The sequence below is a fragment of the Pseudomonas sp. Sample_24 genome (genome assembly GCF_004307605.1).
In the GTDB taxonomy this organism is placed as follows: Bacteria; Pseudomonadota; Gammaproteobacteria; order Pseudomonadales; family Pseudomonadaceae; genus Aquipseudomonas.
In genome coordinates, this window is record NZ_RCNW01000114.1 from 61418 (window position 1) to 73758 (window position 12341).

At 59.2% G+C, this 12341-nt stretch carries 10 protein-coding genes and 1 pseudogene; 2 read left to right on the forward strand and 9 right to left on the reverse strand.

Going from position 1 to position 12341, the window contains the following annotated elements:
* Positions 1–223, forward strand: a pseudogene (locus D8V06_RS30565) (hypothetical protein); the annotation flags it as partial.
* Positions 224–429: 206 nt separating this feature from the next.
* Here the strand turns inward: D8V06_RS30565 and D8V06_RS05670 are convergent.
* From D8V06_RS05670 to D8V06_RS05705, 8 genes are all read right to left on the reverse strand, one after another.
* Positions 430–2022 carry an AAA family ATPase gene (locus D8V06_RS05670; protein WP_130903904.1) on the reverse strand — a complete coding sequence of 531 codons (1593 nt, stop codon included), beginning with the start codon at positions 2020–2022 and terminating at the stop codon, positions 430–432.
* A gap of 10 nt (positions 2023–2032) precedes the next feature.
* Positions 2033–3133, reverse strand: a complete 1101-nt coding sequence (gene aroB, locus D8V06_RS05675) for a 3-dehydroquinate synthase (protein WP_056852266.1) — start codon at positions 3131–3133, stop codon at positions 2033–2035.
* A 151-nt stretch (positions 3134–3284) separates the two neighbouring features.
* Positions 3285–3803: a shikimate kinase AroK gene (aroK, locus tag D8V06_RS05680; protein WP_056725695.1), complete on the reverse strand. Its 519-nt coding sequence runs from the start codon at positions 3801–3803 to the stop codon at positions 3285–3287.
* A gap of 4 nt (positions 3804–3807) precedes the next feature.
* Positions 3808–5883: a type IV pilus secretin PilQ family protein gene (locus D8V06_RS05685; RefSeq protein ID WP_056852265.1), complete on the reverse strand. Its 2076-nt coding sequence runs from the start codon at positions 5881–5883 to the stop codon at positions 3808–3810.
* Positions 5884–5896: 13 nt separating this feature from the next.
* Entirely contained in the window at positions 5897–6424 is a 528-nt protein-coding gene (locus D8V06_RS05690) for a pilus assembly protein PilP (RefSeq protein ID WP_130906994.1), read from the reverse strand.
* The gene (gene pilO, locus D8V06_RS05695) at positions 6421–7044 is read right to left on the reverse strand and encodes a type 4a pilus biogenesis protein PilO (RefSeq protein WP_056852263.1); all 624 of its coding nucleotides are present in this window, start codon (positions 7042–7044) and stop codon (positions 6421–6423) included. Before pilO ends, D8V06_RS05690 begins: the two co-directional genes overlap by 4 nt.
* Positions 7041–7607, reverse strand: coding sequence for a PilN domain-containing protein (locus D8V06_RS05700; RefSeq protein WP_130906993.1), 567 nt, complete (start codon positions 7605–7607; stop codon positions 7041–7043). Before D8V06_RS05700 ends, pilO begins: the two co-directional genes overlap by 4 nt.
* Entirely contained in the window at positions 7607–8668 is a 1062-nt protein-coding gene (locus D8V06_RS05705) for a pilus assembly protein PilM (protein ID WP_130906992.1), read from the reverse strand. The genes D8V06_RS05700 and D8V06_RS05705 overlap by 1 nt, the downstream gene beginning before the upstream one ends.
* A gap of 212 nt (positions 8669–8880) precedes the next feature.
* Here D8V06_RS05705 and D8V06_RS05710 point away from each other — a divergent pair, with 212 nt between their 5' ends.
* Positions 8881–11322, forward strand: coding sequence for a penicillin-binding protein 1A (locus D8V06_RS05710; protein WP_056852260.1), 2442 nt, complete (start codon positions 8881–8883; stop codon positions 11320–11322).
* Between the two features lie 233 nt (positions 11323–11555).
* Here D8V06_RS05710 and D8V06_RS05715 read toward each other — a convergent pair.
* Positions 11556–12341 (reverse strand): malic enzyme-like NAD(P)-binding protein (locus D8V06_RS05715; RefSeq protein ID WP_277751291.1); only part of this gene is annotated, 786 nt, incomplete at its 5' end.

Below are 12341 nucleotides of genomic sequence, written 5' to 3' on the forward strand. Positions count from 1 at the left end.
GCTCGCCCTGCATATGGGCTATCAGGCCGAAACCGCAGTTATCCTTGAATTCATCGGGTTGGTACAGACCTGCTTTCATAGACACTTTCTCACCAGGCTGCCCCTTATCGAGGCAAATTTCTTTTCAATTCAACCACTTACCTTCCACGCTGGACGTACGCCAGCTTTGCGGGGGCAAAAGGGAGGTCATTGTACACACCGACACGGAGGCTCACAAATTTGACGACGAAATGTCGCAAATCTATGTCGCATTCATGAAAGGTTTAAAGCGATCTGCTGTGCTAGTCAAAACTTTTTTAATTCTGACCGCAACGACTCAAAGACTACTGTGACGCAGACACCACAAGGCACGCGGCCTGTGGGGCCAGCGCGCGCTTGCAGAAATTTTGAGGTGCTTGGAGAGGCGGCCTGGGTAAGGCCGCCGAATCTTCAGCGAGTTGTTGCCAGTTCCTGTTGGACGCTGGCGACAGTGCGAGGCCAAGGTTTACCAGCCTGAACCTTCGCTGGCAAGGCCTTGATGGCTGAAACGGCTGCATCACGACTGGCGAAGTTGCCGTAGGTGATCACATAAAGTGGCTTGCCGTTGAGGACCTTCTTGAAATAACGGTATTCACCGCCCTGCTCCTTGACGAAGCTTTGTGCGGCCGTTTCGGAGCTGGTACCGAGGATTTGCACCACATAATTACTCGGCGCCTGACCGGCGTACCAGGTACCTCCGGCAGCCTTGGTGGCGGCGGCTGGTTTTTCGGCAGGCTTGGCTGCGGCGACCGCCGGCTTGGCCGGAGCTGGAGCAGGCTTGGCGGCTGGCGCCGGAACCGGTGCAGGCTTGGCGGTAGCGACCTGCGTCGGGGCCGGAACCGGCTTGGCCGCAGGAGTCGGCGCAGGCCCGGCCGGAACGCCCGCAGGCGGCGCAGTGGTAGTTACGGTCGGCGGTGTCTCGCTGGAGCCCTCGAGCGGAACGCCATCGTCACCTTCGGTAATACCGCCCGCTGCTTCGGCCAGAGGACCACGCATGACAGGCTGCGAATTACCGACCAACGGCAGCGGCATCGGCTGCGTATTGCCGGCGAATTCGACGGCTGGTGCGCCGCCGTTCGCCTGAGGCGCGCCCTGGCCGAGCGGCAATTGCGCCTGCTCGTTGGCCGGAGCACCGGTGGTCGGTGCTTTGCTGCGACCTGGCATCAACCAGGCGGCGGCTACCGCGACCACGACGACGGCGGAAATCGCCAATACGTGTTTCTTCGGCATATTGAACCCCATACTTGGACGCTTCACCGCTGAGCGGCTGGCAATCATGGCTTCGATCATTGCATCGCGGGCAACCTGGTTGATATTGCCAGGCCAACCCTCGGAGCTTTCGTGAATATCAGAGATCTGATCTGCGGTGAAAAGTTCTATACCCCGACCTGCACCTTCGAGGCGCTGATCCAGATATTCGCGGGTCTCTTCTTCGGTGTACGGCTGTAACTCGATGACGTGGAAGCGCTCTTCCTCGAGGCTCAACTGCTCCAGTTGAGCAATCATCGACGACTCGCCAAACAGGAACACGTGCGGGCGACCTTCCGGTGCACCGGCACCCAGCGCCATCAACGCTTCGAGCGCGGATTCGTCGAGCTGCTCAGCATCGTCCACCAGCAGATAGACTTCCTGACCGGTGAGTGCCAGTTGCACCACCTGAGCCAGGATTGCGCCGATCTCGGCCTGGGCAACGTCCAGTGCCTGGGCCACCTGCCGCAGTACGCCAGCCGCATCGCCGGCGCCACGGGCGGAAACCACCACGCTCTGCACCGATTGTTTGTTGGTGCTGGCCACCAGGGCCTGACGCAGCAGGGTCTTGCCGCTGCCTTGTGGGCCTGTGACCACCAGCAGCAACTGGCTATAGCGCGCCAGATGATGCAACTGCCCCAGCACGGGTTTGCGCTGGGCCGGGAAAAACTTGAAGCCAGGCACCCGTGGAGCGAAAGGGTCATGACTCAACTGGTAATGGCCGAGGAAAGCCTCGTCGGCATGCAAACTAGTCATCGCGTTCTTATTAACCTTTAAGCTGAGCCAGGGCGCGGTAATCCGCTCCCAGCGTGGCCTGTAGAACCTCTTTCGGATAATCGTCGGTCACCACCGCTTCGCCCATGTGGCGCAGCAGCACCAGGCGCAAACGACCGTCGATCACTTTTTTATCAATTGCCATGTGTTCGAGGAAATTGGCTGGCGTCATCTCTTCAGGCGGAATGACCGGCAACCCGGCGCGCTGGAACAGCCGAATGCCGCGATCACGCTCCTGCTCGCTGATCCAGCCCAGGCGCGAGGACATCTCTAGCGCCATCACGGTGCCGGCAGCCACAGCCTCGCCATGCAGCCAGACACCATAGCCCATGTGGGTTTCGATGGCATGACCGAAGGTGTGGCCGAGGTTGAGCGTGGCTCGCACACCGGTCTCTTTCTCGTCGGCACCGACCACCGCTGCCTTGGCCGCGCAAGAGCGCTCGATGGCGTAGGTCAGGGCTTGCTGATCCAGGTTGCGCAGGCGATCGACATTGTCTTCGAGCCAGGTCAGGAATGGCTCATCGCAGATCAGACCGTACTTGATGACTTCCGCCAGACCGGCGGACAGTTCGCGGGCCGGCAGGGTATTGAGCGAGGTCGTGTCGATCAGCACGACGTTCGGCTGATAAAAGGCGCCGACCATGTTCTTGCCCAGCGGGTGGTTGATTCCGGTCTTGCCACCCACGGAAGAATCTACTTGCGACAACAGCGTGGTCGGGACCTGTATGAAATCGACACCACGCTGATAGCAGGCCGCGGCAAAACCGGCCATGTCACCGATAACGCCGCCGCCAAGGGCAATCACCGTGGTGCGGCGATCGTGCCGGGCGGTCAACAGACCGTCGAAAATCAGTTGCAGGGTTTCCCAGGTCTTGAAGGCTTCGCCATCGGGCAGCACCACGGAAATCACCGAGAACTGCGCCAGACTGCGGGTCAGACGTTCGAGATAGAGCGGCGCAACGGTTTCGTTGGAAATGATCGCCACTTGCCGCCCGCGAATATGCGGGGCCAGCAGCTCAGGCTGATCCAACAAACCTTCGCCAATATGAATCGGGTAGCTGCGCTCGCCTAGATCGACCTTGAGTGTCTGCATGTGTCCCCACAGTGAAGATGGAATCAGGCGTCCTGCCTTGAATTAACGAATGTCCACGGCCCCTGCTGGTCTGACGCCGTCCGGTAGCCATCCGCCACAACCGATTGCGGTCATGGCAGGACGCCGAGGATAGCGCATTTCGTGCAGCGCTTTAACGGGGCGGCAATTGCTGCAGACGCTCCAGAATATCGAGCACGACCATTCGCGGTGGCCGCTCATCGGTTTCCACCACCAGATCGGCGATTTCCCGATAGAGCGGATCGCGGATCGCCAGCAGATCCCGAAGGGTCTTGGCCGGATCGGCGGTGCGCAGCAAAGGGCGATTGCGGTCACGCGAAGTGCGCCCGACCTGCTGCTCAACGGAAGCATGCAGATAAACCACGCGTCCGCCGGCGTGCAGTGCCCGACGATTGGCTTCGCGCATGACTGCGCCACCACCGGTCGCCAGCACCACGCCGTCGTAATCGCATAGTTCGGCAATCATTGCCTGCTCGCGATCGCGAAAGCCCGGTTCGCCTTCTTTATCGAAGATCCATGGGATATTGGCGCCCGTGCGTAATTCAATTTCCTTATCGGAATCTTTGAATGGCAAGCGCAGCTCTTTGGCCAGCAACCGGCCGATGGTGCTTTTTCCAGCGCCCATCGGTCCTACAAGAATCAAATTTCGCACAGAATCAACGACTCACAGCAATCGCCTGGTTATTCATGATACGCGGAGTGAGAAACACCAACAGCTCGGATTTTTTCTCCGAAACCACGTCACGCCGGAAAAGGCGGCCAAGATACGGCACATCGCCAAGAAATGGCACCTTATCTACAACCTTGCTCTGAGTATTTGAGAAAACGCCGCCAATAACGATGGTCTCCCCGTCGTTGACCAGGACCTTGGCGTTGACTTCGTTTTTCTTGATCGGCGGCACATCCTGGACTTTGTTGAGGTAGTCCGGCTCGTCCTTGGTGACCTTCACTTCCATGATGATCCGGTTATCCGGCGTGATTTGCGGCGTTACTTCCAGCGACAGCGAAGCCTCCTTGAACGACACGGAAGTGGCGCCGCTGGAACTGGCTTCCTGGTAAGGAATCTCGGTGCCCTTGAGGATCTTCGCCGTTTCCTTGTCGGACGTGACCACCTTGGGCTGCGAGACAATTTCGCCGTTACCGGTTTTCTCCATGGCTGTCAGTTCAAGGTCCAGGAGGACATTGTCGGTGATGAAGGCAATGCCGATACCCGAGGTATTGTTGACCGCCCCCAAATCGACGAACGGCGAGTTGGTGCTGGTGCTACCCGGTGTACCGATGGTCGATGACGAATTGGCACCATTGCTGACCCCCGAAGTATTCCAGTTGCCTTTATTCTGGATCGAGCCACCCCAGCGCACGCCAAGACTCTTGTCGTAATCGACGTTGGCTTCGACGATTCGCGCCTCGATCATCACCTGGCGCACCGGAATATCCAGTTGCGCCACGATCCGCCGCAACTCGTCGAGCCGATCCTGTGTCTGGTAGGCAATGATGTTATTGGTGCGCTCATCGACAGTGATCGACCCCCGCTCGTCGACCTTCGCTTCGGCACTTGTTACCGACTGGAACAGCTTCGAGATATCGGCTGCCTTGGCGTAATTGACCTGAAGCAGCTCCCGCCGCAGCGGTGCCAGATCGGCGATCTGTTTCTGCGACTCCAGTTCCTGACGCTCTCTTGCGGCGATTTCATCGGCCGGCGCCACCAACAGGACGTTACCAATCTTGCGCTTGTCCAGCCCCTTGGTCTTCAACACCAGGTCCAGCGCCTGGTCCCAAGGCACGTTTTGCAGGCGCAATGTGATGCCACCCTGCACCGTGTCACTGGCCACCAGATTGAGATTGGTGAAATCGGCGATCAATTGCAGTACCGAGCGCACATCGATGTCCTGGAAATTCAGCGAGAGCTTTTCGCCGCTGTAGGCGTAGCGGTCGGCATTGCGCTTTTGCAGGTCGTCGACGGTCATCGGGCGGATGCTGACGGTCAGCTTGTTGTCGGTCTGGTAAGTCGAATAATCGAAGGCGCCGCTGGGCTCGATGGTGATGGTGGCTCTGTCGCCGGTGACATTGGCATTGACGAACTGCACAGGCGTGGCGAAATCCTTGACGTCCAGGCGTACTCGCAACGGTTCGGGCAGACGGGTCCTGGCGAAACCGAGAATGATCTTGCCCTCGCGCTCCTGTATGTCGGGCGCAATGGAAGGGTCCGACAGATCAATCACTACATTGCCTTCTCCTTGCGTGCCACGCTGAAAATCCACTCCGCGTATGGCTTTGCTTGCCGTCGCAACCGGGCGTGCCGGGGTCGGGGCGGCAGTGGTAGTGGCAACCGGCCTGCGAGTCGCGCTTTTGCCACCCTGCCCAACCACTACAAACAGATTATTGCCTTCGATTCGGGTGTCGTACGGCGTCAGCTGGGTCAAATTGATGATCAGCCGCGTACGATCCTTGGCCTCGACCACGGTTGCGCTGCGGGCGTTACCCGCCCCCAGGTCACGAGTCTTGCTGGCCAGTTGGCTGACCACACCTGGCAGGTCGAGTGCGATCCGTGCTGGCGACTCAGTGGTGTACCCATGGGGAGCCGGCGGTGGCTCATCGAACGCCAGCTTCAACTCGACGCGGTCGCCCGGCAGTGCAGCGACATCGAGCGCTTTGAGGTTGGCCGCTTGTACCATCGGCGACAGCAACGCTATCCATAGCGACATTCCGAGGGTGGAGAAAATCCTGTTCATTTTTCGAATCCCACTATGAGTGCTCTTTCAAAGGGATGGTCCGCGGCCTTTCCAGCCAGGCACCCTGGCCATCCGGGACGATTTCGACCACATCGACCTGGGCGCTGCTGATGGCGACTATCCGGCCTTCGTTGCGCCCCAGGTAATCGCCGACCTTCAGCCGATGCACTCCGCCAGCCCCGCGTAACAATGCAAAGGAGCCAGCCGCATTGGAAATTGTGCCGACCATTTCAAACTGCTCGATATTGAATCCCTCGAGGTACTGCTTGACCCGGTTCGGGTCCGGCTTGACGTTGCGCGACCCGTGTTTCTGACCGGCCAGGTCGATTCTGACTTGCCGGGAAAACGGGCTGCGCAGGTTGGCAGCGTTGTAGGTGAATGTCGGGTAAGACCGAAATGTGGGCGTTGGTTCAATCTTCCCCGGTGCTCGCAGACGCATTTCGTTCATGTAGGCGTCCAGGTCGCTGAAGTCTTCGCCACTGTTACAACCGCCGAGCACGACCAGCAACATCACCATGCAAAGTCCGCGAACAAGGCTCATTGCTGCAGCCCTTTGTCGTTGTAGCGGTAGGTCTTGGCCAGGATGCTCATGCGCAGTTTCGGCCCGCCGTCAGGGTTGGCCGGGGCCAGGTCGAAATCGTGCAGGGTGACGATGCGCGGCAGACCGGCTACACCGCTGACGAACGTCGCCAGGTCGTGATAAGCGCCGGTGACGGTAATCTGGATCGGCAATTCGATGTAGAACGGCTGGGTCACCTCCGGCAGCAGTTTGATTTCTTCGAATTCCAGGCCACTGCCCAGACCGGTGCGAGTGATGTCTTCCAGCAGACCGGGGACTTCGGTATCACTGGGCAATTGCCGCAGCAGCACACCAAAGGAGTTTTCCATCTCTTTCATCTGTTGCGTGTAAAGCTCGAGGTTTGCCGCCATGTGCGCCTTGGTGGCGAACTGCTCTTTGAGGGTCGACTCTTCCTCACGCTTGAGATCTAGCTGGTTCTCAAGCTCGCTGGTGGACATGCTGTAACCCAGCGACAACACCAGAACCATCAGCAGCACACCCACCAACACCTTGATCGCGGGCGGCCAGGAACCGATATTGCTCGTATCCAGTTCGTTGATATCGATCTTGCGCAGCCCTTCGAACCATTCAGACGGAGTCATTTCCCGCCCTCCACCGCAGCCGGCTGGGTCTGCCGCACGCTCAACTGAAAGACGTTGGCTTGATCCAGTTGTCCGGCAGTGGTCGCTTTCACCTCGGTCAGGCTGGGGGCATCAAACCAATCGGAGGCATCCAGGTTGCGCATCAAATCGGATACACGATTGTTCGACTCTGCCGCACCGGTGATCGACAGGGTCTTGCCTGACATTTTGACTTCAGTGAAATACACCCCATCCGGCAGGGTTCGCGCCAGCTGATCAAAAATCCGCCCGCTGATCGGCCGGTTGCCCTGCAAGTCCTGGATGATCCGCATGCGCTCGACCAGTTGCTGACGGCGAGCCTTGAGCTCACTGATCTGCTTGATCCGCTCGTCGACCACGACAATTTGCTTGCCGATGTAATCATTGCGCGCAATCTGACGGCTGATGGCACCGTCGATGGCCTGATTGGCGATCAGCACAGCGCCTGCCGATCCCACCAGCACGCCGACCAGAGTCAGCAGAAAGCGTTTGCGACGTTGCTCGCGCAGTTCTTCCCGCCAAGGTAAAAGATTGATCCGTGCCATCAGTCGAAACTCCTGAGGGCCAGCCCGCAGGCAATCATCATGGCCGGGGCATCGCTGGTCAGGGCCGCGGCATTGACCTTGCTGCTCAGGGTCATCTCGAAAAACGGATTGGCTACCTGCGTCGGCGTGCCCAATTGCTGCTCGATCAATTGGTCCAGCCCCGGAACCGAAGCGGTCCCGCCTGCCAAAAGGATCTGATCAACGGAGTGGTACTGACCGGAAGCAAAGAAAAACTGCAACGAGCGGGATACCTGCTGAACCAGAGCTTCGCGAAAAGGCTGCAACACTTCACGCTCATAGTCGTCAGGCAGCCCGCCCTGCTTCTTCGCCCGCCCCGCCTGTTCAACGGTCAGGTTGTAGCGACGCTGGATTTCCTCGGTCAGTTGTCGCCCGCCAAACAGTTGTTCGCGGGTATAGATGATCCGCCCTTTGTGCAGCACGCTCAGGGTGGTCATGGTTGCGCCGATATCGACCACCGCTACCAGGCGCTCCTTCGACGCCGCCAACTGATTGGCCAGCAAGCCGAACGAACGTTCCAGCGCGTAGGCTTCGACATCAACCACCCGTGCAGTCAGGCCGGCCAGGGTCAATGCCGCTTCACGAACCTCGACGTTTTCCTTGCGACAGGCGGCGAGCAGCACATTGACCCGCTCGGGGTTACGTGTCGACGCGCCCTGGACTTCGAAATCGATGGCGACTTCATCCAGCGGATAAGGGATGTACTGATCGGCCTCGATCTTGAGCTGGCTTTCCATCTCGTCATCGGAAAGCCCCGCATCCATTTCGATAGTCTTGGTGATCACCGCCGAGCCGGCCACGGCGACGGCGACGTTCCTGACATTGGTTCTGGCCTTGACCACTACGCGGGAAAGGGCCTGGCCCACACCTTCGAGCTCTGCGATGTTTTTCTCGATAACCGCACTGGCAGGCAGTGGCTCGACCGCGTAGGCCTCCACCCGGTAACGGTCGCCCTGACGGCTCAGCTCCAGGAGCTTCACCGAAGTTGAGCTGATGTCGATCCCTAAAAGCGTATTGGCTTTTTTGTTGAAGAGTCCTGGCACTAGCAATTCCCTATGACTATCCGTGAGTTACGGACTCTGTAATGTGTATTGCGTTCCCTCCGCCCGTCTTGACAGCTGCCGTCAATGACGCCTGCGGCGGAAAAATGCTTATAATGCCCAGCGTTTTTTTCCGCTTTCTCAAGCGCGGGTCGTTCGCCTTTAGCCTGAACCCTGATGCCTAATTCATTTTTTGCCCTGGATATCCAAAAGCCTTGATTCGTCTGCTGAAATTTTTCGGTTGGTCCATCGTCGCGGTTTTCTGCGGACTGCTTCTGGGTCTGAGCGGGGCGTTTCTTTACCTTAGCCCCGGATTGCCGTCCGTGGAGGCTTTGAGAAGCATTCAGTTGCAGATTCCATTGCGGGTCTACAGCAGCGATAACAAGTTGATCGCAGAATTTGGCGAAATGCGCCGTACCCCGATCAAGTTCGCCGACATTCCACCCAATTTCATAAATGCGTTACTAAGTGCTGAAGACGACAACTTCGCCAACCATTACGGCGTCGACCCCAGCAGCCTGATGCGCGCGGCGACCCAACTGGTCAAAAGTGGCCACATCCAGTCCGGCGGCAGCACCATTACCATGCAGGTAGCGAAGAACTTCTTCCTGACCAGCGAACGCAGCTTTTCCCGCAAGACCACGGAAATCCTCCTGGCACTGCAGATTGAACGCCAGCTGACCAAGGACGAAATCCTTGAGCTGTACGTCAACAAGATCTACCTGGGCAACCGTGCCTACGGTATCGAAGCTGCCGCGCAGGTGTATTACGGCAAGTCGATTCGCGACGTCAGCCTGGCGCAGATGGCCATGATCGCCGGCCTGCCCAAGGCCCCGTCTCGTTTCAACCCGTTGGCCAACCCGGCCCGCAGCAAAGAGCGGCGCGACTGGATCCTGGGGCGCATGTACAAACTGGGCAAAATCACTGAAGCCGATTACACCGCGGCGATCAACGAACCGCTGAACGCCAGCTATCACGTGCCGACACCGGAAGTGAACGCCCCTTACATCGCCGAGATGGCCCGCGCCGAAATGGTCGGCCGCTATGGTAGCGACGCCTATACCGAAGGTTTCCGCGTCACCACTACCGTGCCCAGCAACCTTCAGGAAATGGCCAACACCGCCCTCCACGAAGGCCTGATGACCTACGACCAGCGTCACGGCTACCGAGGCCCCGAATCACGCCTGCCGGGCAAGACCCGCGAAGCCTGGGCCACCGAACTGACCAAGCAGCGCACCATCAGCAGCCTTGAGCCGGCCATCGTTACCCAGGTCGACAAGACCGGGCTGCAGGTGCTGACCCGCACCGGACAGGAACACGTCAGCTGGGAAACCATGAAATGGGCTCGCCCTTTCCTGAACACCAACAGTATGGGGCCCAATCCGAAGCAGCCGTCGGATGTCGCCCAGGTTGGCGACTTGATCCGTGTACAACGCCAGCCGGACAATTCGCTGAAGTTCAGTCAGGTTCCCCAGGCTCAGGGTGCGCTGGTGTCCCTCGACCCACAAAATGGCGCGATCCGCTCGCTGGTGGGTGGCTTTGCCTTTGAGCAGAGCAACTACAACCGCGCACTGCAGGCCAAGCGTCAGCCTGGGTCGAGCTTCAAGCCATTCGTGTACAGCGCTGCGCTGGACAATGGCTACACCGCCGCCAGCCTGGTGAACGATGCGCCGATCGTTTTCGTCGATGAGTACCTGGACAAGGTCTGGCGCCCGAAGAACGATACCAACACCTTCCTTGGCCCGATTCGTTTGCGTGAGGCGCTGTACAAGTCGCGCAACCTGGTATCGATCCGCTTGCTGCAAGCGATGGGCGTCGGCAAGACCATCGACTACATCAGCCGCTTCGGCTTCAACAAGCAGGATTTGCCACCCAACCTGTCGCTGGCACTGGGCACCGCAACGCTGACGCCGATGGAGATCGCCACCGGTTGGGCCACGTTTGCCAACGGTGGCTACAAGATCACTCCTTACATCATCGACAAAATCGAAAGCCGCAACGGCGACACGCTTTTCGTCGCCAATCCGCCCAGCGTGCCGAAGGGCGGCGCAGCCACCGACGGCATTGCCGCGCCAGTTGCCGAAGCTTTCACGGTCAACGCAACGCCGAGCGATGCCATGAACGCACAACCGACACCCCAAGCACCGGCGGTGGCTGAACGCATTGTTGATGGCCGCACGACCTACATCCTCAACAGCATGCTCGAGGACGTTATAAAACTCGGCACCGGGCGTCGTGCGCTGGCCTTGGGTCGCAGCGACATCGCGGGTAAAACCGGTACCACCAACGAATCCAAGGACGCCTGGTTCTCCGGTTACAACGCCGATTACGTGACCACCGTCTGGACCGGCTTCGACCAGCCTGAAAGCCTGGGGCGCAAGGAGTTTGGCGGCACCGTAGCCCTGCCGATCTGGATGAACTACATGGCCGCCGCGCTCAAGGACCTGCCGCCGCATACGCAGCCAGAGCCCGAAGGCATCCTCAGCTTGCGAGTCGACCCGATCAGCGGCCGCGCCGCCACTCCAGGCACGCCGGGCGCCTACTTCGAGCTGTTCAAGGCCGAGGACACGCCACCGTCGATGAACGAGCTGGGTAACGGCATTACGCCGGGCAGCCCGCTGCCGGCGGATGAAGCGGCGCCGATCGATTTGTTCTGATTTCAGCGCCAACAGAAAGCCCTGCCTTCGTGAAAGTGCGGGGCTTTTTTGTGCCTGCAGGATTGATCGTTCCCACGCTTCGCGTGGGAATGCAGCCAGGGACGCTCCGCGTCCCATCCAGAGCCGAACGCAGAGGCATTCCCACGCGGAGCGTGGGAACGATCACCCGCCAGACAAAAAAAAGCCCCGACTCAAAACGAGCCGGGGCTTTTCGGTTGAAGCGCTACAACGACTTAGCCGTTGAACACGTCATCCACGCTTTTGAGCGGGTAGTTCTTCGGATACGGCAGGGTTGCCACACCGGTCTCGATTGCGGCTTTAGCCACGGCATCGGAGATCAGGGTGATCAGACGCTTGTCCATTGGCTTCGGAATGATGTACTCACGACCGAATTCCAGCTTGATGCCGCCGTAGGCGTCGCACACTTCCTGAGGTACCGGCAGTTTGGCCAGTTCGCGCAGGGCGTTGGCTGCTGCCACTTTCATTTCTTCGTTGATGCGCTTGGCGCGAACATCCAGGGCACCACGGAAGATGAACGGGAAGCCAAGTACGTTGTTGACCTGGTTCGGGTAGTCCGAACGGCCGGTGGCCATGATCACGTCGTTACGGGTGGCATGGGCCAGTTCCGGGGAGATTTCCGGATCAGGGTTCGAGCAAGCGAACACGATCGGGTTAGGCGCCATGGACAGCAGGCCTTCAGCGCTCAGCAGGTTCGGGCCGGACAGGCCGACGAACACGTCAGCACCTTGCAGTGCATCAGCCAGGGTGCGCTTTTCGGTCGCGTGAGCGAAAACAGCCTTGTACTGGTTCAGGTCGTCACGGCCGGAGTGGATCACGCCGGTACGGTCGATCATGTAGATGTTTTCGATATTGGCGCCCATGCTCACCAGCAATTTCATGCAGGAGATGGCGGCAGCACCGGCGCCCAGGCAGACGATCTTGGCTTGCGGCAGGGTTTTGCCGGCGATTTCCAGGGCGTTGATCATACCGGCTGCGGTCACGATCGCGGTGCCGTGCTG